This window comes from Natronobeatus ordinarius, assembly GCF_024362485.1.
In the GTDB taxonomy this organism is placed as follows: domain Archaea; phylum Halobacteriota; class Halobacteria; order Halobacteriales; family Natrialbaceae; genus Natronobeatus; species Natronobeatus ordinarius.
Map to the genome: position 1 here is coordinate 1,439,964 of NZ_CP101456.1, position 25,446 is coordinate 1,465,409.

Sequence of the window (25,446 nt, forward strand, 5' to 3'; positions counted from 1 at the left end):
TTCTTTCAGCAACTCAGGTTGGACTATAGCGGCAGCTACTCAAGTGCTGTTGAAGTCGTCGCCTCGAGCGACGCGATCGCGTCGCAGCCGCACCGCGTCGCCAGCGGGGTCGTTTCGCGCTTCGCGCGAAAACCCCCTTGGCGGGTGTCCCCAAGGGGACAAGACCAAAAAATTACACCGCCCCGCCCCCGCCTCCGCACGCATATCTCCAGTTGAAGCAGTCGAAATGAGGGTGTTCTATCTAAGATCCAGCACTCGGTGGCTAAGCCTAAATACCGTATGAGCGCCCTATAAGCAGTGTTCGTTTGATATCGTCCATAACAAACCTGTATCAATATTTGGGCGTTGGTGGAGGAGTCAGAGTAGGAGTTGTTCGGACGATACGGTTTTAAGCCATATCCGTCCTGGATAACACGATAAGAATGTCTAAGTACGAAGAAGTCCGCGAAGAGCTACTCGGAGACACAAGAGATTTTTCCGAACTGAATGCACCCAATGCGGTCGTACAATCCTTTGCCATCTGCACCTACAATCTCAGGATGATCAAACAACTAATCGAGACAGAAGAGGAGTACGCGAAACACATCGAGGATCGACACAAGTTTCAGCACAAACTCGTTCACAGAGCTGTGAACAGTTTCCGGTCTACCTACATCCTCCTCAGCCACAACTGTTACAATTCTTGTTACCGTGAACTCCGACATCAATACGAGACGTACCTCACGCTAAAAGGAGTGAACACGGACGATTCCGAGCGAGTAGCGAGAAAGTGGCGCGAATTCCGTGTTCAACTTGACGCATTAGTCGGTGGTACAGACGAATTCCCATTTTTCGGCTTCAAGTACATCGATTACCTTCGTAGCCGGCGAGCTAGCGGGAAAGATACACTTGAAAATGAATATAAGAGTTATGGAGAAATGTACGGGTACTTGAGTGAACGAGCAGCGCATCCATTTCGAATTGATGGATCATATCTTGACGGAAAGTATAACGAGCCTCAAATGGGTGAGAATGTATACTTCTCATTGTTTATCCTATTTGGAGTGTTGAAGGAGTACGAACGTGCGCTTCAGGACACTCCGGTTCCAGAGTTACTTGAGGAAGAGTTTGAGATGACTGCTGAACAGGCAAACTCTGTTTTCCCGTACGAAGTCCCGGTCTTTCTCCACGAGTATCTTTGAGGTACACCCGACTTTCCCGAAGATTGGCCAACAACTGACCCTAATGGAGCAAGGCAATTGCGCGGCGCGCAGAGCGCGAGCCACGATCGAGGAAAGATGAACCAGCAGATACTGGGACGCTAAGTGCGCTCTGAACCAGATATACGGAAGATAGCACCTTGATAACAACGGTTAGCGAAAGTCCTTACAAGGGTAGTCGTGAAACCGAGATTTGCGACGATTGCTTTCCACATGATAATGTTGAATTGCAGACTTTGTTATCTGTGCAGCAATAGCTGAGGATTGGATCAATTCATCTTCTGTCCATTCTGAGTTTTGTTCGTATAATGGTCTCCCATTCCGTTTTTGTCGATAAGGTAATGCAACTCGATCATGAAGCTTTTTCAAATTATCAAATGTGACTACGATTGGGTAAGAACCATGGCGATCCTTTTCTCCTGGGTATTCTTCATCAGGTTCCCAATCATGCACATTACGTAATATTTCAACATCACGTTCATTCACATGTACAACTAACATTGTTGGATGGATATCTGCTAACAACTTTTCAAGAAGGTGTGGTGATATCCCTGGTGGATCCGAAGAGTTTTGTTCATGTTCTCGCTTCCATTGTTTGAGAAGTTCTGCTGTAAATTCATCAGGTGCCTCGTCAATTATACGATGACATGTCGGACACATCAATATTAGATTAGAGTAAGAATCCCGCTCGTTATCGCCCATACTCTCACAATATCGTGCTCCACCAGGCTTTCGCGCGTGGATATGGCACATTTCACCAATAACAATGTCAAGCTCCAAATCAATCAGTTTTCTTTGGCAGTTGGGGAAGGCACATTGATTCCCCGATGCCCACCACAGTTTCTTGACGGTCCTTTTTGAAATTACCATATGATATGCTGACGACGACCAATTGTGATTATAGTTCCAAAACCTTTCCCCTACCAACATTATCGATTGAGTGTTAGAAAATTCCTTCAATGGCTATTTTGGCTTGCTGAGTCCCGCGATGATCACCACCCCCGTGCCATCGGAGCAGCGGGAGGTTCGACGCTTTGCACATCCGGTGTTTCAGGATTGTACAGCCTGACTGCCCATGTGGCCGATAGACGACGAAGCAGTACCAGCCGTCGTGACGCCGAAGCTTCTCGTGGTACTGGCGATAGATCTTCCAGTTTCCGGGCTGGCCGTCGGCGTGCTCGAGCATGGTGCTCTTGATTTCGACGGGGGTGCCGTTCTGGAACTTGGCGTCGTGCCACGAGCTGCGCTCGAGTTCGAACCGACGCTTCCGGGCCATGCGCTTCTCGACGATCGTGCCGAAGTGGTTGGCGCGCTTCGAGCGGTTCACGCACACCACGCGCCTCGCGCGCCGATATATATCAACTCCTCTTGGTCAGACTCGAGCGATGGGCCTAATGGACCATATATGGGCTGTCCCGCAGGGACAGTAAAGGGGGGTCCGAATCCGTATCCAGCTATCCACCCCGACGCGGTCATGCAATTACCTCCTCGACTTTGGCAAGTGTTTCGGCGTGTTTCCCGTCGTCAGTGTACTCGCGCCAGCGTGAACCGACCCAGCCGTGGCTGTATGGCACGTATTTGGCGGTTTCACGGTTCGACAGGCCTTCCTCTTTACAGCGAATCGCCGTCCAGATCGCCGTCGCCTTGGCCGCTTCGCTCGCCTCGAGGCCGTCGTTCTCCTCGTCGCTGAACGCCGACCAGCGCCAGTCGCTCGCTTCCTTGGTGTTGTACCGCCAGTCCGTTGGCGGGATGCCCTCGATCTCGGCTTCGATCTTCCGGAGCTCGCCGTTGCTCACCTTGTCAGCGACGATCGCCTTCTTTCGCGAGACCTTCTTGACGATCTTGCCGACGCGCCACAGCATCGGGTGAATCGACGACTCACCGTGAGCGATGTAGATCAACGCCCCGCCGTACTTTCGGATTTTGTAGACGAGTGGCGCCATCTTCTGGCGGGTTTCGTAGCCCTGCTTTCCGGTGCCGCTGGCGGCTGAGGAGAACTCGTCGCCGAGGAACAGCTTCGGCCGTTGGCTGTGCTCGAGCGGATCGCCGTCCTGTTCGACCCAGTCCATGAGGGTGCCGTAGTCGGGAATCCAGCCGTCCTGGACGTCGCCGTCGCCGTCCACCCAACGGTTTTTCTCCTCGAGCGACTGGATATTCGTTCCCACCAGGGAATCTGAGCCGTGGAGATCGCGCCACCGCTGGCCGAGCAGACAGGCGAAATCGGTCTTTCCCGCCCCCATTTCGCCGAGTACGACGATCACGGGTGCCGGTCCAGCGACCAGCTCGTCTATCGTCCCCATCGCCTTGATACCGGAGACGTCCGCCCGCTGGCTCGAGTCGCCGACGAGGTGCTTGATCGTCGGCATATCGCCGTTCTCGAGCGCCGTCCGCAGGGTTTCAGTCCCTTCGACTTTGCGGATGTGGCGGTGTTTCCGGAGGTCTTTGCTTGCCGCTGGCATCTTATCGGGGCGGCTCGTGCGGTACGGGTCGTAGTGTAGTGCCCGGATCGACAGCTGACGAGACAGCTTCGCGTCGCGGATGACGCCGCTGTGGTCGTGCAGCTCGCGATTCTCCCGGCCGCTGTAGCCTTCCTGGTGCTCGCGCGCCTGTGCGGTCGTGTACAGGTCCTGTTCGTCAGCCATAGATTGCCTCGTGAACGTCCGCGTCGGTCGACTCCTCGATACCCCCCTCTGTCGCTGGCGGCTCCTCGAGGCCGGGATCGTCCAGGTCCTCGAGGGCGTCGGCGCCACGATCGCCGAGCCGACCCCAGGCGTAGTATGCTGCCAGCGCCGGAACGCCGAGCGTCACCGCGAAGAACACTCGCGGGGCGGGGTAGAACGCCGGTCGCTCGCGGGTGTCGCCGTCAGCACCGACCGTGCGCTCTTCCGTGGGGACGGTCAGTGCGTCCGCCGGGAGCAACAGCAGCCCGCCCCAGAGGCCACAGACGAGTCCCACTGCGAACGCCAGCGCGACGATCGCCTTCGTCCGCTCACGTCTCATCGGACCACCTCCACCGGCCTGAGTCGTGACCGACTATCAGCGGAACACTGTCCCGCATCTTTCGGATCTGGTCAGCGAACAGGAGACTCGTATCAGTTCGTCCCCGTCCGGGAGTCGTGTCTTCACAGGCGATGAACAGCTTCGGCGGCTCAACCGTCGGGTTTCGAACCGTTCCGTCGTGGATGTATCTCATCTCTCGGCCCCTCCGTCCGTCTCGGCTGCCTGGACAGTGTCGTACAGTCGCGGCTCCGGTGCGACCGGCTTCGGCGCGTGTTCGTCGATGTACGTCTCCTCGTAGTTGTCGGCGTCCTGGATGTCGTCCATGTCGGCCTGTTCGACGTCCTTTTTCGCCGCTTCCCATCGCTTGGCGACGGCCGTCTTCGGCGCCATCTGTCCGCGTTCGTCCGCCTCGGCTTCCTCGTTGATGACGTCCGCCTGAATCTCGAGTCCCATCCGCTTGATGCGGCCCCGGAGTCGGTTGTACTCCAGGTACGCCCGCGCGAACGTGTCGTGGACGTCCTCGAGCATCGCTTTCGTCGTCACGAGCTTGCTGTCCGTGATCTTGCTGAAGTAACAGCCCGTCACCCGGAGTTCGTCCAGGTCCTCGAAATACTCGAATTCACGGACTTCGTACGCGTCACCGTCGTTGCACACGTACGGAGACGGGCCGTCGACGGTCTTCTGGTCCCACAACTCGGGTGCGACGTAGTACTTCTCGCGGGTGTCGGTCACACCGTTGATGTGGTAGACCGTCACCATATCCCGCTGGCGCAACCGTTCGGCGCCGACGGCGAACAGTCCGAACAGCGGCGGTCCGAACAGCATCAGGGACACGAGCATCCCCAGCGCAACCGGCGGCACACCGGGTAGCGACGGCCGAATCAGTAGCAGCGCGACGGCGATCGACACACAGACACCGACGACGAGCAGCTGCGCCTCGACCACGATGTACGTCAGCCGGTCCTTCCAGTCGTTGAACGTGTGTGAGAGTTCGCTCATGCTTTCTCAACCCCCGTTTGCTCGGTCCGAAGGACGTAGACGGCACCCAGCCCCGCCAGTCCGACCGTCATTACGATGCCGAACAGCAGCCCACTGGCACCGCCGAACGCGTCGAACGGATCGTCACTGGTTTCGATGCCACTCGAGATCCTGACCGCGCCGCCAGTCGTCGCGACAGAGACGGCCCCTCGGTCGTCGATCGTCTCGACGTCCATCGTCAGCGTGTGCGTCCCGCGCTCGAGGTCGTGACGTTGCTCGGGTACGCGCGACGCGCCTTCGTGGGTGAGCCCCGCCACCGCGTCCGACAGCACCACCTCGCGGGAGATCTCCGTGCGGATCTCGACGGTTGCCCGCCCGTCGTCGATCTCCCAGTCGGTGATCGTCGTCGCGTCGTCGATCGCGATCACCTCGAGGTCGGCCGTCTCGTTCTCTGCCCCGGTATCGGCAGCGGCCAGCCCACTGCCCATGCCCACAGCTACGAGTGCGAGCAGCGCCAGCACTACCACCGTCGCCCTACCTGAAAAGCGGGACATGGTTACGGCCCCAGTGCGTCGAGCAGGTTCGTCGCCAGTACCACCACGAGCGCGAGGATCACGACCAGGATCCCAACGCCGATCAGTGCGTCCTGGCTGTCCGGCGTTCCCCAGTCGGGCATCGACGGCAGCCAGCCACCGCCGCCACCGATCACCGAACCACCGCTGTGGTCGTCCTCGATGGCGTCTTTCAGGTCTGCAATGTTATCGAGGTATGCGCCGTACTCCTCGGCGTCGTAGGAGTCGTACTTGGGAGCGCTCCAGTCAACGTCGTCGACCTCCTGGCCGCCGTCGTCGTACATCGCTTCGATCGTGAACTCACCGTCGTAGAAGGTCACCGTCTCACCTTCGTCGAAGTTGTTGAGCTGTACCGTCTGGTTGAACTCGTCGGTGTGATAGGGCTCGCCGACCTCGAGGCCACCCTCAGGGATGTCGTCACCGGAGACCATCAACAGCCCTTCGTACGTCTCGTTGACGTACTCGGTCGGCTCGATCGATCGGTCGCCGGTCGTCTCGTTGATCGACCGTTCCTGGTCGATCGCACCGTTGTAGTGGACGACCATCGACGAGGCGTTCGTCCGGTCCGGGCTCGACATCGAGAGCGAGGCTCGGAACGCATCCTGGAACCGATGGGACGTCACGTCGCTGTCGCCAGAGAGGTGACGCACCTGACCCTCAGCCGATCGGACTTCGCCGGGATCGACGATTCCGGCGTCCATGGCGTCGTACAACTCGTTGACGAACGCCGGGTCGTAGTTAACGACCAGCTGGTCAGACTGCTGTTCGATCTCCGACCAGGTGTTGTACCAGTCACGGTGGTCGATGACGGCACCAGTGGGCACCCCACCAGCGTCGACCCCGCCGACGTTCATCACGACGATGTTTCCGTGTGCTACCGCTGGCCGATCGGCGACGTTGGAACACGCACCGCAAGTGGTTCTGAACGTCTCGTCGACTTCGAACTGATCGGCCGTCTCGTTGTACTCCCAGGTCTCTTTGACCGGATGGAACGCTCTGTCAGTTGAGTATACTCTGTCATGATTGCCATCCTGAAGGTCATCGACGTCATACTCAACGCGCAACGCCTCTACCTCGTGAGTTTCGCCGTTGGATAACTCGACCTCGAGCGTCTCAGTCCCACCGACGAAGACCGCACTGACGCCGCTGTCGTCGCGGTCAGGATGGGGACTCATCGACGCGGTAAGGAATTCATCAGAGATGTCGCCGTCATCGTTCGCTTCCTCAGCGATGTAGGCGTACTGGAGGTGTCCCTTGTGCAGGACCTCGAGGTGGTTTCGCTGGTGCATCGCGTAGTAGTCGCGGATCGCCTGCTGGGCAGCAGTATGCGCCTCTGTCGAGGAATTGCCATTCTCGTACGCCGTTGCAATTGCGTGGCGCGCCTCGAGGCTCGCGATCGTGGAGGTGTCGGTGAGGTGATTGTCGATCATCACCGTGTGGGCGTCGATCGCCTCACCCTCGCTCACCGCTCGCGAATGCATGATGGCCTCGTCACCGTTCAGGCCATCAGTATCGATGACGTCATCCGACCAGTCGCAGGTGTGGTACAGGCTGGCGGCAGCTAACTCCGCCTGGTTCGGATCGTAGCAGTTCACCTCGGTCGGCTCCTCGTCTCCGTCGCCGTCACCGTCGTCGGCGATCGCCGTGCCGGTCGTCGCGATCGGGGCGACCAGCGACGTCACCAGGAGTAGTCCGACCAGGAGGACGAACACCCTGTGGGCGATGGGCTGTGTGGATGATAGCTTCATGAGTATCACTCCGTGTAGCTGAGCCAGACGGTCGAGAAGGTCGTCAGGCCGGTCGCTCCGATGAGGAGCCAGTCACTCGTTTGCAGTGCCGAAGCGAACACCGGAACGAACTCGTAGATGATCGGCAGGGCCAACGTCCCCACCATCGTCCAGCGTTCCGCCTGTGAGTAGTTCGTGCCGTCGAACTCGTTGGTCCACAAGATCCACAGCATGGACGTCGTGGCCAGGATCAACGGCACGGAGATAGCGACCGAACCGGCGGTGAAAATCGCTCTCGAAAGGTCGTACCCACCGAGCACCTGGACATTCAACGTCCAGATGCCGAAGACGATACTCGCAGCCGTGGGATACACCCACAGCGCGATCATGTCGATCTTGTCGATTGTGCCTGAAGCCATACGCACGCACGAATTCTCCGGGACGTCGAAAACGTCAGTAAAACCAAGGCTCAGCAACTTTTATGACATGGCGGGTTGCCGCCGATCCCATGGCACTGAACAAGCTTCGCCAGCTGGATCGCAACTCGGCAGGCATCACGCTACCGAAAGACGACCTCCGGATTGAGGGGTTGCTCAACGACCAGGGTGACCTCGAGGGAGAACACCACGTCCACATCCGCCACGTCGACGAGGGGAAGTGGTCGGTCGAACTCGTCGACGGGCTGTTTGACGAATAGAATCGGTCAGAGCCACTCGACTTTTTCTCGCTCTCGTCGTTGCGCGTCAGGTGAGTACGTCCCGCGGTAGTGCTCGAGGAATGTCTCCAGGTCGTTCCAGCCACCCCAGTCGAGAACCAGCATCGGGTCGACGTCGGCCGAGGCGAGCGACGTCGCCCAGGTCCGCCGGAGATCATGAAAGCCCAGGTGCAACCAGCCGTCGTCGCCAGTCTCCTGGTGCAGCTCGCCAGCGGTCGCGGTGAGCCACCGGCGAAGCGAGCGCGTCGCGAGATCTCGAGCAGCGGGGAACTGGCCGGAGCCTCACGAACGTCGCTCACCGTGCGGATCGTCGTCGCGAGATCGCGCGGGACGGGTGTCTCGCGGTACTTGTTGCCCTTTCCAGCGCGAACGCGAAGCACCGTTCCGGCGTCGGTGCTCACGACGTCCTTCGGAGTGACGTCCAGAACTTCGTGGGATCGAAGGCCACAACGTGCACCGAGCGCGAACGCGAGTCGTTTCTGTGTGTCGGGAGCCGCCTCGAGCAGCTGCTCCACTTCGGTCTGGCTGAGCCAGACCTTCATGTCGTCTCGTTTCTCGTGTTGTTGAAGATTCATGGTGTCCGACTTGCGAGCAAGCCGGACGGCAACCCGGGGTGACGTAGCTGTTTCGACGGGGGTGGGCGGCACGATCGCGGCGGAATCCGTCCGACTTTCTCCAGTTCTCGGACGCGACCTACTGGGTAGCCTTCTGCAGCTGAGCTGCAGTCGAGTGTGCATTTGCCGCCGCTCTTGAAACCGAATTAGCGAACTCGAGAGCCTCTTCTTCGAATGTGACGCTCTCCACGAGCTCACCCGTTGCAGTTTGGAGAGTGATCGATACGGACCCATCCTCGGTATTGAACGCATCTACGAAAATTACCAATCCGATTGCAGCAATACTGAGGCCACCAACGAGGAGAATAATCGTTCCTAACTCGCTCTCGGTTAAGCCGATGAGTCCGAACGACAAGACCCCCAGGACCATCATCAAACCAGCAACCATCAACGTCGTTTCGTCCGGTTCCTGACTGGGTGTTTGAGTGATTTCAACGCGACCGACCGAATCCAGATACGTCGATTCAAGAGAAATCCGCCCATTGTTCGTCTCTTTATCGAACACCAGAAACCGCCGGTCGGTCACGAGATGCGTTGTTTCAGTTGCTCTCTCATATTCCAATTCATCTACTATAGAGTAAGCATCAATCACCTGCTCACCGTCTGCGATGTAGGGTGCGATCTCCTCCTTGTGCGACTTTGGGAGAGACGGCATTAGTCGAGCGAATCTATCAGCGAACTCGTTTTATTTTTTCGTTATGTTACCAGCGACGGTTCGCTTGTTGATGTGGTCCCGATTGAACGCGTCACCATCTTTGCCGTGGTGGACCCGACAGTACAGTTCGGACAGAGGGAAATGACGTTATCCGGATGATCAGAGTCAAAGGGGGTTTCGCTCCTTTCCGCCTTCCCGCTGTTCTCGGACGCACAACTCGCCGCCACTCCGTACCTCGTGTGTCCCGGTCACGATGACCCTATCCGACGTTCATGAACTCGAGCGTCGCTTGAGGAGAGGTCGATCCGGAGAGGATTCAAAGGATAGCGAACACATCCGTGATTGGGTTACGATATCGCACGAGTGTGGAAAGCAAGTATCGATAAATCTTGGTAAAGTAATATTTACATACTGTCTATTCTTTGTGTGTTTCATGCAGAATTCCACGTCACGGCGTGCATTCCTCTCAACGGCACTCATTGGGACTCTTGCGGGTTGTTTAGACTCTCTTGGAGACGATGAGGAAGCAACCGTCAACATTGACACCGACATAGGAGGCGAAACGGACGTTCCCCAGTTAGAGACACTAACAGAAGAAGCTCGTAAACGTCCAATCAAAGTTGACACAGAGCCCTTCGAAAATACTAACATCGGATTTGAATTACCAGCATCGCACATTCGGAAGTATAGTTACGAATCAATTGAGGTAAGACTTGAACCAAAGTCGCCCCTTCTTGGATTGCTCGAAAGTGGGACAGAGTATGTTATTGAGGCCTTCGTTTTGGATTATTCAACTGAGGAAGAAATTGGGCACGGTGAGTCTAAAAGCTTTGTTCCAAGCGAATTGAACGAACCAACCGAGATCACTATTGAGACATCATTCTTTGTTCCCATCCCAGAGAACGCGGTTACGTACTATCTCGTGTATCGGAAAGCCTCAGACCCACCAACGTTTGGCCTATTTCTGGGTGAACCGTTGATGGCCACAAACCCGTTTCGAGTTACTGAAGACGGTATCGAGCGGTCAGCCTCAGAACATGAGCGAGATAGTAAGGCTATCGACTACAGAGACCTTTCTACACAGGAACACCATCCATCAACAGGAACTTATTCACGGATCAACGTCGAGGGGGGGTATATCGTCTATTTTTCACCGGAGACACCCTCTCAGGCACCCAAGATTCAGTCAGAGATTCCGTTCTATATTCCCAAGATGACTTACGACAGATGGAAGAACCAAGATCGGCCTCGAGTCCCTGAAAGTGCAGCAGAGCGGACGCGCTATATCACAGAGTCGTTTGAAATAGGAATGGGCTATCACATTGCGGATATAATTAACAATTCAGGATTCAAACAAGGTGTACGTTCTGAAGAGCAGCTTCTTGAGTACGTCAGTACCTTTGTCCAAAGTCTTCCTTACGCTCTTGACTCTATCAGCACCGGATATGCGGATTATTCTAGGTATCCTTCTGAGACATTAGTAGATGCTCAAGGCGACTGCGTGGACACGTCGATTCTATTAGCTGCAGCTATTCTTGGCGGTCCATTGAGAGCAGACGTAGGATTATTTTCATACGATTCAGCTGCCACTGGTTCAGATGCAGGACATATCGCTGTCGCTGTGAATCCGGAGAACTTTTCGTTAGATGGACCGGCCTTCGATACTGGCGAAGGAAGATATTATTATATTGAGCCAACCGGGTTCTGGCCCCCTGGCTCGGTTCCGCACCAACTCCAATTTGAGCGAGGGAACTTCCACGAGATCGAAGAACCACAGGGCGGATTTTAAAACCCCTCTTCGAGGTCAGTACCCTCGAGTTCGCTCTATGGAAAGTCAGATTACGATATCAAACGTGCATCAAAAGTCAGTGGCGGTAGTTACATGGCCACGTTCATGAACCTATGAAACCATCAGCAATTAATACGGTGTCTGATTGCTATAGCGCATGATCACCGACGCTCGAGCCCTCCGGCGGTCGTTCGTTCCCCAGGAACTCCAGCACCGGGACGGACAGATCTCACACCTTTCGGCAGCCCTCCGGCCGATTACGCGGGGGTTGCCGGGTGAGGACGTGTTCATCTATGGACCGAGTGGCGTGGGGAAGACGACGCTCGCGAGGTACGTCGCCGAGCAGCTCCAGGCTGCCACCTTCGGGTCCCGATGGGGCTACGTCAACTGTATGTCCGATTCGTCGACGAACGCCGTTCTCCAGCGGTTGGTCCGTGACACCGGGCTTGCGGCCCACCTGTCGACCGACGGTACACCGGCGAGTGAGTTCTACGACCAGTTCCGGGAGTTCGACGGCCAGGTGCTCGTGATTCTCGACGAGGTGGACTGCCTCGAGGACGAGTCGGTCCTGCACGCGCTGTACGACCTGCCGAACGTGACGATGGTCGTGATCACGATCAGCGAAGACAACCTCCTCGCGAGGTGTGACAGCCGCGTCCAGAGTCGGCTTCGGTCCATGACGACGGTCGCCCTCGAGAAGTACAGCCTCGCCCAGCTGGTCGACATCCTTCGGGCGCGCATCCGGGCGGGGTTGGCCCCCGGCGTGATCACGTCGGCCGCGATCGCGGAGATCGCCGACCGGGCCGCCGGTGATGCTCGCGAGGCGATCGCGATTCTTCGCCAGGCCGTGATGGTCGTCGACTCGGGTCCGGAGCGAAAGATTACCGTCGACGTCGTCCGCCGCGTCGAGGACGACGCACGCGAGGAGATCCGGCGCGATCGCGTCGACGACCTCGGGACGCACAAGCGATTGCTCTACGACATCATCGAAGCGGCCGGCGAGATCGGGGCGACGGAACTCCGCGGGACCTACGAGCAACGCTGCTCTGAGCCTAAAGCCGCGAGCACACGACGGCGGTACCTGGCGTCACTCGAGGAGAAGTACGAGTTGATCGCCTCGAGAGGGAACGGGAAGGGGAAGGTCTTCTGTGTGACCGAGCCGTGACTTCCAGTCGATACGTGTTTTCCGTTCATTTTCGCCCACTCGAGTAGAGGGCTCGAGTCGCCCGATTATCGCAAGTAGAGAACTTCCGTTCGTTTTCCGCCCACAATTCCGGTTTTCCGCCCACCGGAGTAGAGGCTCTAAATCGATCGGCTTCAGACGGTAGAGCGGTTTCGGGGTGGTTTTCCGCTCACCCACGGGTCAGCGTTTATTCCATATCCTACCTCCACCCACACATGTCTGTCAAAACAGGCGATAGCACCAGCCGCGAGCCGCGACGGCTCACGACCGACCTCGAGGACGGGCGGTCCGTCGAGGTCGAGATTTCCGGTAGCCCGGACAACCATGCACGCGTCGACGTTCGCCTCGAGGGCGAGCGACGATGGGTCTTCGGCGTGAACGACGACGTCGCCGTTCCGTTGTTCGACCTGGACGCCGACGGGTACGGGAACCGCAATGAAGAGCTGCCGGCGTGGATCGAACCGCTGTTACGCCGGCTCGGACTCGAGGGGGTGGACGCGTGAACGGGTCACTCTTCACTCGGCTCGAGGTCACTCGCGTCGAGATCTCCGGCGAGGTACTGTGCGCCGAGGTCGGCGATCTCGTAGTAGCCACGTTCGACGCGAGTAACGAGGCCGTAGTCTACCAAAACAGAAAGACGACGGTTGACTTCGTGTCGCGACTTGTCGATGTTCTTCGCGATGACGGATGGAGAAAGGATCATTCCCGACGACTCGAGAGACTCGAGAATTCGATCGTCGGTGGGAAGCTGCATCCAGTCGCCGGGGTTCCGCATGACTGCGGCCAGTTAGTACAGAGTGATAGCAGTGCCGGTGTGTTCCGAGACTCACAACAAAGGATGCGACAAACCACACTAATTGATGCGAGATTTTATTACGATAGACTCGAGAGTGGTTGGTCAACGGGAGTTTCACGCGGGTCTGACTGTCCGTCGGACCCATTGCAAGAATGCGGTCCGGTGGTAGTGACACCGGGTCCGCGCGGCTCCCGTATCCACGGTACGGCAGCCATGTACGACGACGATTCGCGGGGTCTTGAAAGCCCCGACCGACCAGACGCATCGACTGTTACCGACCAGCGACTCGTGACCGACGGCGGCACCGCGTGGGGAGATCTCACCGCGTTCCAGCGCGACGTCCTCGAGGCGATCGGTCGCCTCGAGCGCGCCGACGAGACGACCTACGGAATGGCGATCGGCCGCGCCCTGGAGACGAAACACGGCGAAGTCAATCACGGTCGCCTGTACCCGAACCTGGACGATCTCGTTCAGGCCGAGTTCATCGAAAAAACGACCCTCGACCGCCGAACGAACCGCTACACGCTCACCGACGAGGCGCGCGCGATGCTCGAAGAACGCGCGCCCGAGCTGGCGGATGTCTGCGGACTGTCCATCGCGGTTGCCGACGGGGGTAGCCGATGAGCGCCGATCCCGCCGACCGCCAGGCCGACGCCCTCGAGGCGATCGCGACCGAGCTCCGGTACCAGAACGCGGTGCTCTGTGAGGTCCTGATGTCGATAGACGACCTCGCCGCCCGCGTCGACGAGCACCACTTCCCGGATGCCGAGCCGCGTCAGCGCTCCGGGCGAGCGATCCAGACAGCGATCGCCGACCAACTGTTCGAGCGTGACGAAGCCGACGACGGCGTGGGCTTTGGGCCGAACCGCCGCGCGGCGAACTGGGGTGGGGACAAGTGAGCGACGACCTCGAACCGCTGACTCCGGAGGAGGCCGTCAAACTTCACCTGGACTCGATGCGTGACAACAACGCCGAGTGGACCCGCATTTCACACCGGAGCCACCTTCGGGCGTTCGTCGAGTGGTGCCGCGAAGAGGCCGGTATCGACAACATGAACGAACTGACCGGCCGGGACCTCTACCACTTCCGCGTGTGGCGACGCGAGGGCGGATATTCGGAGGGGCAAGACGAAGAGATCGCCCCGAAGACGCTTCACTCCGTGTTGACTACCGTCCGGTCGTTCCTGAGGTTCTGCGGTGAGATCGAAGCGGTTCACGAAGACCTGTACCTGAAGGTTCCGTTGCCGAGCCTCTCGCCGGGCCAGGAGGTGAGCGACAGCACGATGGTTCCCGAGCGAATTCCGCCGATCCTCGAGTACCTGGACCGCTACGAGTACGCGAGTCGGGACCACGTGGTGTTTCTGCTCATCTGGCACACGGGTGCCCGACTCGGCGGCATCCGCGCCCTCGACGTCCGTGACTGCGAGCTCGACGGGCGAAAGCCGTCCGTCGAGTTTGTTCACCGGCCAGAGACGGGAACGCCGTTGAAGAACGACGAGGGCGGCGAACGAGTCAACCGTATCAGCGATCGGGTGGCACAGACGTTGAGCGATTACATCGCAGGTCCTCGAGCGAAGGTCACCGACGACGAAGGACGTCGACCTCTGATTACGACCGCTCAAGGCCGGATCGCACCCTCGACGCTTCGGAATATCGTGTACAAGTGGACCAAGCCGTGCGAGATAGGCGACGAGTGTCCTCACGACGAAGATCCTGCCACCTGTGAGTGGACGTCGTACAATACGGCCTGTTCGTGTCCGTCCACGCGGTCCCCGCACGACCTCCGGAAAGCGCGGGTGACGAAGTACCGTAACGAAGGGATCGCTCGGGGGATCGTCTCTGATCGGCTCGACGCCTCGAGCCAGATTCTCGACAAGCACTATGATCGCGCCTCGAAGCGTGAAAAAGCAGATCGACGCTGGAGAGAACTCAACCGATAGCCATGACTCACGAAATCGCAAAAGTGGCAGCAAGCGCGGTGGTGAAGACCCGTCGCGCCCGTCGTTCTGCCGCGAGCACTGTCGCGAGCGGCAGCGACGGGAAACGGGATTTGAAGTAGAGAAGACGCAGCGCCGAGCGCAGCGAGGCGACCGTCTTCGCGTGGTTCAAATCCCGTCGCACCCGCTCTTCTGTGCGAACGACAGTGAGTATGAATAGCGGATCCCGTCGCGCCCGTGGACAACCGTCGCTACAGCCCAGGCTGGTACGTAGGTGAGCCACGCGTCCGACGTTGGCACGCCGATGAACCCTCGTAGAGTCGACTCCTCGAGCCGGCCACCTGTCGCGAGTTCGGCTAGAGGAGGAGTGATCGGGACGTCACGTGGGTGAGCAGACAGCGTACAAAACGCCGCTCTGCGTTCGGCGCTCGAGGACTCCTCAGTCAGCCGAAGAGGTGGTCCATGAGGAGTCGCTCGAGGAGGCCGGGTCGACGGCCGTCACAGGTCTGGACCATCACGGCGGTGGTATCGACGCTGTCGACCAGTCGGTTGCCGGGTCGGCCGAGGACTCTGGCTGTCAGGCCGGTTCGGTCGACGCCGGTCACGAGCAGGTCGGCGTCGCCGACGAACCGGGCCAGGCCCTTGATTTCGTCGTCGGTTTCGATGATCGTCGAGCGCGTCGGCACCGTGAGGATCGAGATCAGTTCTTCGTGGTAGCGCTCGACGGACTCGCGCTGGCTCTCGGGGGCGTTTTCGGGGATTGCCTGGAGGAGGTTGAGCTGGGCGCCAGTCTCCTCGGCGACGGCGTCGGCGAACAGCAGCTTCAGCGGATCGTACGCGCCGCGGTTGGCGACGACGGCGATCTCGTCGGCGCCGTCGAAATCGTCGTCCTCGACCAGCATGACGTCACAGGGGGCGTTCTTGAGGAGCCAGTCGGTCTCGCCGCCGAACAGCCGCTGGTGGAAGTCCGCCTGCCGGCGTTCGGCGATCAGCAGGTCGTAGCCGCCGTACGTTGCGAGATCGACGATCGCCCGTTTGTGGTCTTCACTGGAGATTTTGCGGTATTCGACGTGCGTCTCCGCCGGCCCGCCGGCGTCGCTGGAAGGAATCGTGACGCCGCCGGATGGCCGCGTCGGCCGCTCGACGGCCTGTCCGTCGGGGAACCAGTCGGGAGCGTCCTCGGGGTCGGCTGGCAGCCAGTCGGGAACGCTTCCGGCGGAGATCTCCGGGTGGTCCTCGGCGAACAGTCGGTGGGGGACGTCGACGAACTCGACGACAGAGACGGCCGTCGAGCGCAACCGACCCATGTCGGTCGCCATCCGGAGCATGTCTTTTCTGGCCTTGGGGGAGGTTTCGTCGGTGATCGCCACGAGGACGTCGTACTCGGCGTCGGACTCGAACAGCTCGCGGGTGCGGTCGGTGGCTCGCTCGCTGACGTTCTCGCGAACGCCCGCTCGAGCGGCCCCCTCGCGGTCGACCCGCTTGCGGGCGTAGGCGTAGTACCACGCCATCGCACCGATCGTGATGACAACTGAACCGACGAGCGGAATCGGCCCCATCGTCGTCAGCACGACGAGTCCGCCGACGATACCGGCGAGTTGCACCCAGGGGTACAGCGGGGAGACGAATTCCGGTTCGTAACCCTCGACGGCACCCTCGCGGAAGCCGATCACCGCGAGGTTGACCAGGACGAACACGAGCACCTGGAACGCGGAGGCCAGCTTCGCGATCTGCAGGATCGGGACGAACGCGACCAGCACCATGATGACGGCACCCGTGAGGAGGATCGCTCGCACCGGCGTGTTGAACCGGGGGTGAAGCTCCTCGAACGAGGAGGGGACGAGGTTGTCGCGCGCCATCGCGAAAGGATACCGCGAGGCCGAGAGTACGCCCGCGTTGGCCGTGCTCACCAGCGCCAGCAAGGCGGCCACGACGACGGCGATGACGCCGATCGTCCCGAGCGTCTGTTCGGCAGCGACGGCGACCGGCGCGTCGGTGGCCGTGAGGACGTCACCGGGAGTGACGCCGACGAGCACGGCGACGATCAGCACGTAGAGCACGGTCGTAAATCCGAGCGAGACGAGCATCCCGAGCGGGATGTTTCGCGAGGGGTTTTCGATCTCCTCGGCGACGCTCGCGATCTTGGTCACCCCGGCGTAGGAGACGAAGACGGCCCCCGTCGCCGCGAGCAGGCCAGTCGTCGTCGGGTCGAGCGATCCGTTCAGGCGTGCACGTTCGACGGCGAGCCCGCTCCCGGCGACGAACCAGACCATCGCCGCGAGCATAATCGCGACGATGGCGACCTGGAACCGTCCGGTGACGTCCGAACCGACGAGGTTGACCAGGAGCAACAGCGCGGCGATCCCCAGGGCGATCGCGGTGACGGTTCCCGGAGAGAGGCTGCGATCGAGCAAGTATACGAGATACGGCACGCCGCCGACGAGAGCGAGTGCGCCCTTGAACGACAGCGAGAACCACGTCCCGATGCCCGCGACGGTGCCCAGGAGCGGCCCCATCCCGCGCTCGATGTAAACGTAGGTGCCGCCGTCTTCCGGCATCGCGGTGGCCATCTCGGATTTCGACAGCGCCGCCGGAACCACCAGCAACCCTGCCAGCAGATACGCCAGCACGACCGTCGGGCCGGCGATCTCGTACGCCAGCGCTGGCAGGATGAAGATGCCCGAGCCGACCATCGCACCGATGCTGATCGCAACGACTTCCGGAAGGCCGAGATCTCGATTCAGTCCCGTCGCCATGGCTAGTCGATTACCCCTGCCGTCGGCTTCCGAACCCCTGCACGTGGGCGACTACGGTACGGCATTGCGTTCCCGAATCGGTGAGCACGTCGTGCGTCGGTCTTCCCGGAGCGGAATCGACTCGAGCGGACGGCAGATGGACGTCCCCTCTCGTGGCGGCCAGTGTGCGGTTCCTGTCGGATGCTGGTGACGGCCGATGGATATAGACGTGTACAAATCATACACTATTAGTCAATGCTACGTAGTGGTGGATCGAATATAATGGTTTTGGATCTACAATGTAGATCTCTTTTATTGGGCCCTATAGGGCTAATTGGCCACATATCTGTTCTGGTGAGAGATATCTAATAGTCGGAAAATTCAGTCATACTTGAGGCGAGCCGTGTAAGAGGTGTGTTTTTCACACAATATTGTCTGCTTTCTCCCCGTCGAAGAGCGGTTACAGCAACACTTAGGGATTCGTGTCGCCGACCAGATGTGTCGGCTCCCTCCACCGACAGCCGATGTCGGTTTCGCCGGCCGGAATCGATGCATCCGGACGCGAATCCCTAACTGTCTCCTACCCCCACTCGAGTATCAATCGTGGGGGTGGAACCGTTTGATTGCCCGATCGACTGCGTCGGTCTGGCCGATGAAGGTGACTCGGTCGCCCTCACGGAGTCGGTGATCGCCAGTCGGAACTTCCGTCTCGCCGTCGCTGTGGGTCAAGAGCCCGACGATACAGCCGTCGGGGATCTCGGCGTTGACCTCGGCGATCGACTTCCCGACGAGGTCAGAGGCGGTCACCTCGATCTCCTGGACGTCCCCGGTTCGGCCGAGTTCGTTCATCCACGCCGACAGCGACGGCCGCTCTAAGACGTTCTCGAGCGACCAGGCGGTCGCCATCGAGAGGTCGATCGCCCGGACGCCGAGTGCCTCGAACGCCTCGACGTTCTCGGGCTGGTTGACCCGCGAGGCGACCGTCGAGACGTCGAAGCTCGTCTTCGCGAGCTGACAGACGAGCAGGTTGACGTCGTCGTCGGGGGTGGTCGCGATGACCGTCTTCGCGTCGGCGGCACCGACCCGCTCGAGGACGTCGGCGTCGGTGCCGTCGCCCTCGACGGTTCGGATGCCGCGGTTGCGTGCCTTTTCGACGGCATCGGGGTCGCTATCGACGAGCAGTACGTTCTCTCCGTCCGCTTCGAGCCGTTCGGCGAGGGACAGGCCGACCCGCCCTCCGCCAACGATGATGGTGCGCATTGGTGAAATCTCTAAGTATTCCGAAATCTGTCGTGCGAGTCCGGCCTGCAGGATGACCGTCGTGAAGATGATCAGGAAGACGGTTCCGGCCAGGAACTGCGCCTCCAGGGGTCGACCGATCGTCTGCAGTTCGACGGCGAACAGCGTCGCGACGCTGGCGGGGATGATCCCGCGGGGGCCGACGGCGCTGAGGAACAGCCGTTCGTTGCGAGTGAACCGTTCGTTGGTCGTCGCGAGGAAGATCACCGCCGGCCGGAGCACCAGCGTGACCGCGATCACGACGGCGACGCCGGCGAGCCCGAGTGTGAGGATGTCCTCGAAGCTGATCAGGGCGGCGAGGGCGACGAACACGAACGAGAGGACGACCACCGAGAGGTCGTCCAGGAAGTCGATCACGTCCTCGTGGTGAGGAAGGTCGACGTTGCCGAGCGCGAACCCCGCCATCGCTGCGGCGGCGATGCCGGTCTCGCTCGCGACCAGTTCGGCGCCGCCGTAGGCGACGACGATCCCGGCGAGGACGATCAGCCGGGCGTGAAGTGGCCCGTTGCCGGGAGCGAGGTCGGCCCGGTCGAGCAACAGCCAGACGGCTGCGGCGACGAGTGCACCGACCCCCAGGCCGATGACGAGGTGACCGAGGAAGTCGACCAGGAGCCGCGGCCAGCCCCCGTCGCCGACGATCAGCACCTCGAAGACGACGACGACCAGGATCGCGGCTGTGACGTCGTTGATCACACCCTCGCCCTCGAGGACGGAGGCGACGTGATCGCGAACGGTGACGACCTGGAGGATCGGACCGACCACGGTCGGGCCGGTCGCGATCAACAGCGCACCGACGAGCAGGCCGACCTCTCGGCTGGTGTCGAGAAAGATCGTCACGGCCGCGGCCGTCCCCAGCCAGGTGATCACCGCCCCGACGGTGGCGAGGCGGAGGAGTGCCCGCGGGCTCTCTCGCAGTTTCTCGAGGTGTAAGTGATAGCCGCCTTCGAAGAGGATGATGGCGACGCTGACGCCGACCATCGCGGAGAGCCCGCCGCCGAAGGTCTCCCGGGAGACGATGCCAAGCATTTCGGGACCGATCGCAATCCCGGCCAGGATCAGGAACAGGACGCTCGGGATTCGGAGCCGATCCGCGAGCACGCGGGAGGCGACGCCGAGCGCCAGGATGACGGCGACGATTGCGACGAGCATCACGGCCGGTCAGCCCTCCGCCAGCTGGACGAACTGGGTACGTGTCCAGCCAGTAGCGAACTCGAACCCTCGTGTGACGATTCTGCCCTCGCGATCTGCCCTTCAGGTGGCGTTTCCGTCAATCGTCACCTCCCGTCGCTGCGGGCGTTCGCACGTCGTTCGTTCGAATCGCTCGCGCGCCGTAGTAGAGGATGATGACCGTGACGAACACCGACGAGCCGACGAGCAGGACGAAGCTCACGGTGTCCAGAATCGGCATCTCGAGCCAGGTGGCGAGTTCGCCGAAGGCGACCGCGGTGCTGGCCAGCAAGAGCATGATCCCGAAGTAGATCGTGACGTCGTTCTCGTCGACGTACGCCGTCGAGGCCGAACCGATCCGGGCCCCGAGCGCGCTGCCGGCGAGCAGCGCCGTCACGACGCCCAGGTCGACGACGCCGCCCAGGCCGTACGTAAACGCGCCGACGGCGCCGGACATCAACGCGCCGAAGAGACTCGTGCCGACGGCGGCGGCGAGTGGAACGCCGATCAGGTAGTAGATCGCGGGCATGCGGATGAAGCCGCCGCCGACGCCGAGAAAGCCCGAGACGACGCCGACGCCGCCGCCGACACCGGAGATCGTCCACATCGACGCTTTGCTGCCGTCGGTGAGCGTCACCATCGGCGGAATGTTGTAGGATTTGATCTTCTGTGCAATCTCGGGGATCTCGTCGTCACCAGCAGCGTCGTCGGCCGCGTCATCGTCCTCGTCGTTCTGTCGGAGCGCGTTCCGGGTGAACACGATCCCGATGGCTGCGAGCAACAGCACGTACGCGACGCCCACGACCAGCTCCGCCCGGCCCAGCGCCTCGAGGAAGAAGACGGCGAACTTCCCCGCCTCGATCCCGAGAACGATACCGACGAACATCAGCGCGCCGAGCTTGTAGTCGACCTGGCCGACGTCGTGGTGTTTCATCGTTGCGATCACGGCCGTCCCGAAGACGAACGCCATCGAACTGCCGATGGCGACCGGCGCAGGGTAGCCGAGGATCAACAGGGCGGGAGTCACGAGGAACGAGCCTCCCATCCCGAAGAACCCGAAAAACACCCCGACCATGAAGCCGAAGCCGACGAATAACGCGAAGAGTTCGACTCCGAGTCCAAGTACCTCCATGGATTATGCACTCTCGAGCGTCTTGAGAACCGACGGGGCGACGACTCGCTCGAGGACGCCGTAGCCGACGTAGAGGGCGACCGCTTGCAGGAGCACGACGGCGACGACGGCGACTGCCTGTACCGCCGGTGAGGCCGAGAGGAGTTCGATCATTCGATCACCGCCTCCGTGGCGAGGACGCGTGTACGGATCATGTGGAGTTCGATCAACTGAGTCTACGACGGGCGGTGTAATAACGGTTTTGGGATTGGAGGACAATATTACTGCAGAGTATTAGATCGATATCCTACGAAAATATGTGGGTAACTTATGCGGATATATCCGGGCGATCGGGCGACCCGCGGCGCACACAGCGACCCGCGGCGCGCGGGGCACACTACGTTCGCGATAATCGTAGCCCACAGCCGTTCTCAAAAACCCAACGCGGATGCCGCGAAATTGTTCGACGGCTACCGTGCTCTCGTGCCACCGAGGGACGAAGACGTTCGACCCCGTTTCCCTCGAGGCGGTTCACGTCCCATGCCTGCCGTCGAAACGGATCGAGTGGCGATCAGTCCTCGCGGGCGTCGACAACCAGCACCGGAATCGTCGCGGTGCGCAACGTTCGCTCGGCGACGCTGCCGAGTAAGGCGCGGCGGACGCCGCCGCGGCCGGCCGACCCCATCACGATGAGGTCGACGGCCTCGTTCTCGGCGTAGCGGGCGATCTCGGCGTGTGGACGGCCCGCGACGACCGCCTCGAGCACGTCGAGACCGCGTTCGTCGCCACGGTCGGCGACGTATCCGGTGGCAGTTTCGGCGCGGGCGGTCACCTCGGGCATCTCGGCGAGGTTTCCTGCTTTGAGCCGCTGAACCTGTTCGGTGCCGAGGCTCACGTCGACGGCGGCCACGTCGACGACGTACAGCGCGTGAACCGTGGCGTCGTACGTCTCAGCGAGCTCGAGTGCGTGGTCGACGGCGGTCTCCGAAACGGTGCTTCCGTCGGTCGGGACGAGTATTCGGTCGTACATGATCAGTCGTCGGCGGGCGTACCGCCGTCGGTTGCGACGTCTTCGGCGGACTGCATTTTTTCCATCGGTTCGGGGCTGTGACACTGTCGGACGAGTCGTTTGACGTCCTCTGGGGGGTCCTCGGTGAACCTCGAGACGACGACGATCGTGAGCATCACTGCCGGGACGCCGACGAGCGACGAGGAGGTCGCGGGGACGACCGTCGCGAACGCCGGGACGATCACGTCCCGACCGATGTCGACGTACTGTGGCAGGACTTCGTTGACGATCGACCCGAAGCCGAAGAACAGGCCCACGAGCATGCCGGCGATCGCACCCTCTCGAGTGGCATCCTCCCACCAGAGGCCGAGGAAGAACACCGGGAACAGGACGGTCCCTGCGAGTGCGAAGGACATTCCGACGACCTCCGCGATGAGCGCGGGCGGGTCGAGTGCGAGGTAGGTGACGACGGCCCCGAGCACGAGGATCGTCAGTCGACCGACGATCAGCTGTTCGCGCTGGGTCGCGTTCTCCTTGTAGAGGTTGGTGTAGATGTCGTGTGCCGCAGCCGAAGAGGCGGAGATGAACAGCCCGGCGGTCGTCGCGAGCCCGGCTGCGATCGCACCCGCGGCGACGATGCCGACCAGCCACTCCGGCAGGTCGGCGAGGAACGCCGTCAGCACGACGAGCGTGTCCGACTGCGTTCCGGTCATCTCGGTGTAGGGGCCGACGTTCTCCTCGTACAGCAGCGTCCCGAACGCAGCGTAGGCGGTCGTCCCCATGAACAGGAGCAGCGTGAAGAACAGCCCCCAGACGGTCGCCCAGCGGGCGTTGCGCTCGTTGTCAGCAGTGTAGAACCGAACCAGCACGTGTGGAAGACCACACGTCCCGGCGATCAGGCTGACACACAGCGCAACCCAGTGGTAGTAGCCTGCGTCCTGGAACGGCTCGGTGAACTGTCGGTCGATCTCCGTCGCGATCTCGGTCGACTGTGCGCCGTACTCGACGAAGGGCAGCACTGTCGACCAGCCCTGGCTCCAGCCGGTCGCGTACAGACCGAGCAGGAACGCACCGATGAGAATGACGTACTGAAGCGTCATGTTCTTCGTCGCACCCAGCATGCCCGAGAGGGCAACGTAGCCGATCGTGATCGCCATTAGCAAGACGACGCCGACCTCGTAGGGGACGCCGAAGATGTACTGGGCCATCAGGCCAAGGCCGTTCCCCTGCGCGATGATGTAGACGAACGCGATCAAAAGCGTCGTCGACGCTGCGATTGCGCGTCCGAGATCTGAGTAGTACCGGTCGCCGACGAAGTCGGGTGCAGTGTACTTCCCGAAGCGGCGGAACTGCGCGGCCATGAAGATAAGCAGGATGAAGTAGCCCGTCGTCCAGCCGACGACGTACGCCAGCCCGAAGTAGCCGAGGAAGGCGACGAGCGATGCGACACCGAGGTAGGCGGCGACGCTCATCCAGTTGGCGGCGATCGCCATCCCGTTCTCGATGCTCCCGATCGAGCGACCGGCGACCCACATGTCGTCGACCGCTGCAACGCGGAAGAACCAGCCGACCCCCAGGAACAGCGCCAACATTGCGGCGAGCGTGAGCGCCGGGACGAGCTTGAACCCGCCGTCGAAGAGCCCGGTCTCGAGCGAGCCTTCGAGGAGAACCGCCTCGATCACTGGCGTTCACCACCGTCGGCGGCGACGGCCGTGCCGCTCTCGGTCGCGGATTCAGTCTCGTGGCTGATACCGTACTTGGCGTCCAGCCGATCGCGCTGCCAGGCGTAAACCGCACACAGGACGAGCGCTCCGATCGGTGAGCCAAGCGCCGTCAGGAAGTAATGCAGCTGGAAGCCAAGCACGTGCGTCCCGGTCATGGTCTCCGTCGCGAGGAACGTCGCCGTCACCGGTCCGAACGTGAACAGCACCCAGACGCCGAACAGCGCCCAGATCAGTCGCAGATGATCCCGCATGAACGGCGTCGCCGGATCGAACAGGTTGATCTTCGCGTCCAGGTAGTCGACTGACTCCGATCGACGACCGGTCACTGACGCGTCGGTGCCGCCGTCGGTCTCGATCGACGACTGCTCACGCGTCATGGTCGTTCTCCGCTCGATCCGTCGGTCGAGGACCGTCGTTCGAACAGCGTTTCAACGAGACAACGAACGTCTTCCATACGAGTCAGTGTAGAACTATCGTGATAGTTAAACACGTCTTTGATTGCAATAATTGTGCAGAATCCAGGAGACTGACTCGAGGTTATCGGTATCTAGCACCACGACATATCCCACCAAATAACATAAGTATGATATAATGGATACGTATCCGTTTTCACCCCTAACAGTTTCTCCCCTGAAAGCGGCCACTCGAGTCCGTCGCTCAAACGGCGAGCGCGAGAGCCGAACGGACGGGTCCAGTTCGATGCACTGGATCGTCCACGTCCACCAGGGAACGGGCGGGAGGCAGGGCAGCGACAGTTCACAAGTAGCGGTCACTCGAGCGCGCGCCTTCGAGCGATCGGCAGTCGCGTTCAGGCCGTTCGGGATCGGTCCGTGGCGTCGTCTTCCGGGAGCATCGCCCAGAGGACGATCGCAGCGATTACGAGACCGGTGGTCAGGATCGTCGCTTCGACCGAGACGTAGATCTCGAACAGCTCGAGCAGCGTCCGGAGTTCGATGATTACCGGGATGGCGATGCCGATGAGGACCACCAGCACGCCGGGAGAGATACGCATCAGGCGATCACCTTGCGTTTGTGGGCGGTTCGAATCCGTTCGTGGGAACTCATTGTGCTCGATATCACGTACGGATGCCTCTGCCTATAGCGCGTTCCTGATTCCCAGGTTCTGGGAAGCACGGGACCCGGACGTGGTATGCACCAATAGAACCATATTCGCTCCGGGAAATTGGCAGATCGGCCGCCGGCCGACCGATCGAGTTGATGTGAGGGGTGTCGTCAG

26 protein-coding genes and 2 pseudogenes are annotated in these 25,446 nt (G+C 60.6%); 9 read left to right on the top strand and 19 right to left on the bottom strand.

What is annotated here, in order from left to right; translation table 11 throughout:
• The first annotated feature begins 422 nt into the window (after nucleotides 1–422).
• Nucleotides 423–1,181, top strand: coding sequence for a DUF5677 domain-containing protein (locus NMQ09_RS07440; RefSeq protein ID WP_255193965.1), 759 nt, complete (start codon nucleotides 423–425; stop codon nucleotides 1,179–1,181).
• 171 nt (nucleotides 1,182–1,352) lie between these two features.
• On the opposite strand, the gene NMQ09_RS07445 is transcribed toward NMQ09_RS07440, so the two are convergent.
• The 8 genes from NMQ09_RS07445 to NMQ09_RS07480 all read right to left on the bottom strand — a co-directional run bounded on the left by NMQ09_RS07445 (nucleotide 1,353) and on the right by NMQ09_RS07480 (nucleotide 7,895).
• Nucleotides 1,353–2,069, bottom strand: coding sequence for an HNH endonuclease signature motif containing protein (locus NMQ09_RS07445; RefSeq protein ID WP_255193966.1), 717 nt, complete (start codon nucleotides 2,067–2,069; stop codon nucleotides 1,353–1,355).
• Between the two features lie 73 nt (nucleotides 2,070–2,142).
• Nucleotides 2,143–2,526, bottom strand: a complete 384-nt coding sequence (locus NMQ09_RS07450; protein WP_255193967.1) for a PD-(D/E)XK family putative nuclease — start codon at nucleotides 2,524–2,526, stop codon at nucleotides 2,143–2,145.
• Between the two features lie 145 nt (nucleotides 2,527–2,671).
• A complete protein-coding gene (locus NMQ09_RS07455) occupies nucleotides 2,672–3,841 on the bottom strand; it encodes a hypothetical protein (RefSeq protein WP_255193968.1) in 1,170 nt (389 codons plus the stop codon).
• Complete coding sequence (locus NMQ09_RS07460) at nucleotides 3,834–4,199, bottom strand: hypothetical protein (RefSeq protein WP_255193969.1); 366 nt, start codon at nucleotides 4,197–4,199, stop codon at nucleotides 3,834–3,836. The genes NMQ09_RS07455 and NMQ09_RS07460 overlap by 8 nt, the downstream gene beginning before the upstream one ends.
• Nucleotides 4,200–4,388: 189 nt before the next feature.
• On the bottom strand, nucleotides 4,389–5,198 hold the full coding sequence (locus NMQ09_RS07465; RefSeq protein ID WP_255193970.1) for a hypothetical protein: 810 nt from the start codon (nucleotides 5,196–5,198) through the stop codon (nucleotides 4,389–4,391).
• On the bottom strand, nucleotides 5,195–5,704 hold the full coding sequence (locus NMQ09_RS07470) for a DUF8063 family protein (protein ID WP_255193971.1): 510 nt from the start codon (nucleotides 5,702–5,704) through the stop codon (nucleotides 5,195–5,197). The genes NMQ09_RS07465 and NMQ09_RS07470 overlap by 4 nt, the downstream gene beginning before the upstream one ends.
• 29 nt (nucleotides 5,705–5,733) lie before the next feature.
• Nucleotides 5,734–7,497: an Env/VP5 family phage fusion protein gene (locus NMQ09_RS07475; protein WP_255193972.1), complete on the bottom strand. Its 1,764-nt coding sequence runs from the start codon at nucleotides 7,495–7,497 to the stop codon at nucleotides 5,734–5,736.
• Nucleotides 7,498–7,502: 5 nt separating this feature from the next.
• Nucleotides 7,503–7,895, bottom strand: coding sequence for a DUF8023 family protein (locus NMQ09_RS07480; protein ID WP_255193013.1), 393 nt, complete (start codon nucleotides 7,893–7,895; stop codon nucleotides 7,503–7,505).
• A gap of 89 nt (nucleotides 7,896–7,984) precedes the next feature.
• Here NMQ09_RS07480 and NMQ09_RS07485 point away from each other — a divergent pair, with 89 nt between their 5' ends.
• Nucleotides 7,985–8,173, top strand: a complete 189-nt coding sequence (locus NMQ09_RS07485) for a DUF8053 family protein (RefSeq protein ID WP_255193012.1) — start codon at nucleotides 7,985–7,987, stop codon at nucleotides 8,171–8,173.
• A gap of 6 nt (nucleotides 8,174–8,179) precedes the next feature.
• Here the strand turns inward: NMQ09_RS07485 and NMQ09_RS21065 are convergent.
• Both NMQ09_RS21065 and NMQ09_RS07500 read right to left on the bottom strand, forming a co-directional pair.
• Nucleotides 8,180–8,766, bottom strand: a pseudogene (locus NMQ09_RS21065) (tyrosine-type recombinase/integrase).
• A gap of 118 nt (nucleotides 8,767–8,884) precedes the next feature.
• The gene (locus tag NMQ09_RS07500) at nucleotides 8,885–9,460 is read right to left on the bottom strand and encodes a hypothetical protein (RefSeq protein WP_255193973.1); all 576 of its coding nucleotides are present in this window, start codon (nucleotides 9,458–9,460) and stop codon (nucleotides 8,885–8,887) included.
• A gap of 308 nt (nucleotides 9,461–9,768) precedes the next feature.
• Here NMQ09_RS07500 and NMQ09_RS21160 point away from each other — a divergent pair.
• From NMQ09_RS21160 to NMQ09_RS07515, 4 genes and pseudogenes are all read left to right on the top strand, one after another.
• Nucleotides 9,769–9,846 (top strand): annotated as a pseudogene (locus tag NMQ09_RS21160) (DUF7386 family protein); the annotation flags it as partial.
• A gap of 47 nt (nucleotides 9,847–9,893) precedes the next feature.
• Nucleotides 9,894–11,249, top strand: coding sequence for a transglutaminase-like domain-containing protein (locus NMQ09_RS07505; RefSeq protein ID WP_255193974.1), 1,356 nt, complete (start codon nucleotides 9,894–9,896; stop codon nucleotides 11,247–11,249).
• 157 nt (nucleotides 11,250–11,406) lie between these two features.
• Nucleotides 11,407–12,414 (top strand): Cdc6/Cdc18 family protein, encoded by a 1,008-nt coding sequence (locus NMQ09_RS07510; protein ID WP_255193975.1) that lies wholly within the window; start codon nucleotides 11,407–11,409, stop codon nucleotides 12,412–12,414.
• A gap of 233 nt (nucleotides 12,415–12,647) precedes the next feature.
• Complete coding sequence (locus tag NMQ09_RS07515) at nucleotides 12,648–12,935, top strand: hypothetical protein (RefSeq protein WP_255193976.1); 288 nt, start codon at nucleotides 12,648–12,650, stop codon at nucleotides 12,933–12,935.
• A gap of 5 nt (nucleotides 12,936–12,940) precedes the next feature.
• Here NMQ09_RS07515 and NMQ09_RS07520 read toward each other — a convergent pair whose 3' ends face one another.
• Nucleotides 12,941–13,207, bottom strand: coding sequence for a winged helix-turn-helix domain-containing protein (locus NMQ09_RS07520; protein WP_255193977.1), 267 nt, complete (start codon nucleotides 13,205–13,207; stop codon nucleotides 12,941–12,943).
• Between the two features lie 234 nt (nucleotides 13,208–13,441).
• On the opposite strand from NMQ09_RS07520, the gene NMQ09_RS07525 reads away from it, so the two are divergent.
• From NMQ09_RS07525 to NMQ09_RS07535, 3 genes are read left to right on the top strand one after another with little or no spacing between them, the layout of a single operon-like run.
• Nucleotides 13,442–13,852 carry a PadR family transcriptional regulator gene (locus NMQ09_RS07525; RefSeq protein WP_255193978.1) on the top strand — a complete coding sequence of 137 codons (411 nt, stop codon included), beginning with the start codon at nucleotides 13,442–13,444 and terminating at the stop codon, nucleotides 13,850–13,852.
• Nucleotides 13,849–14,127 carry a hypothetical protein gene (locus NMQ09_RS07530; protein ID WP_255193979.1) on the top strand — a complete coding sequence of 93 codons (279 nt, stop codon included), beginning with the start codon at nucleotides 13,849–13,851 and terminating at the stop codon, nucleotides 14,125–14,127. The genes NMQ09_RS07525 and NMQ09_RS07530 overlap by 4 nt, the downstream gene beginning before the upstream one ends.
• Nucleotides 14,124–15,167, top strand: a complete 1,044-nt coding sequence (locus NMQ09_RS07535) for a tyrosine-type recombinase/integrase (RefSeq protein ID WP_255193980.1) — start codon at nucleotides 14,124–14,126, stop codon at nucleotides 15,165–15,167. Before NMQ09_RS07530 ends, NMQ09_RS07535 begins: the two co-directional genes overlap by 4 nt.
• Before the next feature lie 440 nt (nucleotides 15,168–15,607).
• Here the strand turns inward: NMQ09_RS07535 and NMQ09_RS07540 are convergent, their stop codons facing one another.
• The 8 genes from NMQ09_RS07540 to NMQ09_RS07575 all read right to left on the bottom strand — a co-directional run bounded on the left by NMQ09_RS07540 (nucleotide 15,608) and on the right by NMQ09_RS07575 (nucleotide 25,221).
• A complete protein-coding gene (locus NMQ09_RS07540) occupies nucleotides 15,608–17,920 on the bottom strand; it encodes an amino acid permease (RefSeq protein WP_255193981.1) in 2,313 nt (770 codons plus the stop codon).
• A gap of 576 nt (nucleotides 17,921–18,496) precedes the next feature.
• Nucleotides 18,497–20,347 carry a cation:proton antiporter domain-containing protein gene (locus NMQ09_RS07545; RefSeq protein ID WP_255193982.1) on the bottom strand — a complete coding sequence of 617 codons (1,851 nt, stop codon included), beginning with the start codon at nucleotides 20,345–20,347 and terminating at the stop codon, nucleotides 18,497–18,499.
• Between the two features lie 118 nt (nucleotides 20,348–20,465).
• Complete coding sequence (locus tag NMQ09_RS07550; RefSeq protein WP_255193983.1) at nucleotides 20,466–21,497, bottom strand: sulfite exporter TauE/SafE family protein; 1,032 nt, start codon at nucleotides 21,495–21,497, stop codon at nucleotides 20,466–20,468.
• Nucleotides 21,498–21,500: 3 nt separating this feature from the next.
• The gene (locus tag NMQ09_RS07555) at nucleotides 21,501–21,650 is read right to left on the bottom strand and encodes a DUF7512 family protein (RefSeq protein ID WP_255193984.1); all 150 of its coding nucleotides are present in this window, start codon (nucleotides 21,648–21,650) and stop codon (nucleotides 21,501–21,503) included.
• Nucleotides 21,651–22,047: 397 nt separating this feature from the next.
• Nucleotides 22,048–22,506 carry a universal stress protein gene (locus NMQ09_RS07560; RefSeq protein ID WP_255193985.1) on the bottom strand — a complete coding sequence of 153 codons (459 nt, stop codon included), beginning with the start codon at nucleotides 22,504–22,506 and terminating at the stop codon, nucleotides 22,048–22,050.
• Nucleotides 22,507–22,508: 2 nt separating this feature from the next.
• Entirely contained in the window at nucleotides 22,509–24,167 is a 1,659-nt protein-coding gene (locus tag NMQ09_RS07565) for a sodium:solute symporter family transporter (protein ID WP_255193986.1), read from the bottom strand.
• The gene (locus NMQ09_RS07570; protein WP_255193987.1) at nucleotides 24,164–24,586 is read right to left on the bottom strand and encodes a DUF4212 domain-containing protein; all 423 of its coding nucleotides are present in this window, start codon (nucleotides 24,584–24,586) and stop codon (nucleotides 24,164–24,166) included. Before NMQ09_RS07570 ends, NMQ09_RS07565 begins: the two co-directional genes overlap by 4 nt.
• Nucleotides 24,587–25,017: 431 nt before the next feature.
• A complete protein-coding gene (locus NMQ09_RS07575; RefSeq protein WP_255193988.1) occupies nucleotides 25,018–25,221 on the bottom strand; it encodes a CbaC protein in 204 nt (67 codons plus the stop codon).
• Between the last annotated feature and the right edge of the window lie 225 nt (nucleotides 25,222–25,446).

Bases quoted from the DNA above. Each gene is read 5' to 3' on its own strand.
- NMQ09_RS07440 (WP_255193965.1), top strand. From the start codon at position 423: ATGTCTAAGTACGAAGAAGTCCGCGAAGAGCTACTCGGAGACACAAGA.
- NMQ09_RS07445 (WP_255193966.1), bottom strand. From the start codon at position 2,069: ATGGTAATTTCAAAAAGGACCGTCAAGAAACTGTGGTGGGCATCGGGG.
- NMQ09_RS07455 (WP_255193968.1), bottom strand. From the start codon at position 3,841: ATGGCTGACGAACAGGACCTGTACACGACCGCACAGGCGCGCGAGCAC.
- NMQ09_RS07460 (WP_255193969.1), bottom strand. From the start codon at position 4,199: ATGAGACGTGAGCGGACGAAGGCGATCGTCGCGCTGGCGTTCGCAGTG.
- NMQ09_RS07465 (WP_255193970.1), bottom strand. From the start codon at position 5,198: ATGAGCGAACTCTCACACACGTTCAACGACTGGAAGGACCGGCTGACG.
- NMQ09_RS07475 (WP_255193972.1), bottom strand. From the start codon at position 7,497: ATGAAGCTATCATCCACACAGCCCATCGCCCACAGGGTGTTCGTCCTC.
- NMQ09_RS07480 (WP_255193013.1), bottom strand. From the start codon at position 7,895: ATGGCTTCAGGCACAATCGACAAGATCGACATGATCGCGCTGTGGGTG.
- NMQ09_RS07485 (WP_255193012.1), top strand. From the start codon at position 7,985: ATGGCACTGAACAAGCTTCGCCAGCTGGATCGCAACTCGGCAGGCATC.
- NMQ09_RS07500 (WP_255193973.1), bottom strand. From the start codon at position 9,460: ATGCCGTCTCTCCCAAAGTCGCACAAGGAGGAGATCGCACCCTACATC.
- NMQ09_RS07505 (WP_255193974.1), top strand. From the start codon at position 9,894: ATGCAGAATTCCACGTCACGGCGTGCATTCCTCTCAACGGCACTCATT.
- NMQ09_RS07510 (WP_255193975.1), top strand. From the start codon at position 11,407: ATGATCACCGACGCTCGAGCCCTCCGGCGGTCGTTCGTTCCCCAGGAA.
- NMQ09_RS07515 (WP_255193976.1), top strand. From the start codon at position 12,648: ATGTCTGTCAAAACAGGCGATAGCACCAGCCGCGAGCCGCGACGGCTC.
- NMQ09_RS07520 (WP_255193977.1), bottom strand. From the start codon at position 13,207: ATGCGGAACCCCGGCGACTGGATGCAGCTTCCCACCGACGATCGAATT.
- NMQ09_RS07525 (WP_255193978.1), top strand. From the start codon at position 13,442: ATGTACGACGACGATTCGCGGGGTCTTGAAAGCCCCGACCGACCAGAC.
- NMQ09_RS07530 (WP_255193979.1), top strand. From the start codon at position 13,849: ATGAGCGCCGATCCCGCCGACCGCCAGGCCGACGCCCTCGAGGCGATC.
- NMQ09_RS07540 (WP_255193981.1), bottom strand. From the start codon at position 17,920: ATGGCGACGGGACTGAATCGAGATCTCGGCCTTCCGGAAGTCGTTGCG.
- NMQ09_RS07545 (WP_255193982.1), bottom strand. From the start codon at position 20,347: ATGCTCGTCGCAATCGTCGCCGTCATCCTGGCGCTCGGCGTCGCCTCC.
- NMQ09_RS07550 (WP_255193983.1), bottom strand. From the start codon at position 21,497: ATGGAGGTACTTGGACTCGGAGTCGAACTCTTCGCGTTATTCGTCGGC.
- NMQ09_RS07555 (WP_255193984.1), bottom strand. From the start codon at position 21,650: ATGATCGAACTCCTCTCGGCCTCACCGGCGGTACAGGCAGTCGCCGTC.
- NMQ09_RS07560 (WP_255193985.1), bottom strand. From the start codon at position 22,506: ATGTACGACCGAATACTCGTCCCGACCGACGGAAGCACCGTTTCGGAG.
- NMQ09_RS07570 (WP_255193987.1), bottom strand. From the start codon at position 24,586: ATGACGCGTGAGCAGTCGTCGATCGAGACCGACGGCGGCACCGACGCG.
- NMQ09_RS07575 (WP_255193988.1), bottom strand. From the start codon at position 25,221: ATGCGTATCTCTCCCGGCGTGCTGGTGGTCCTCATCGGCATCGCCATC.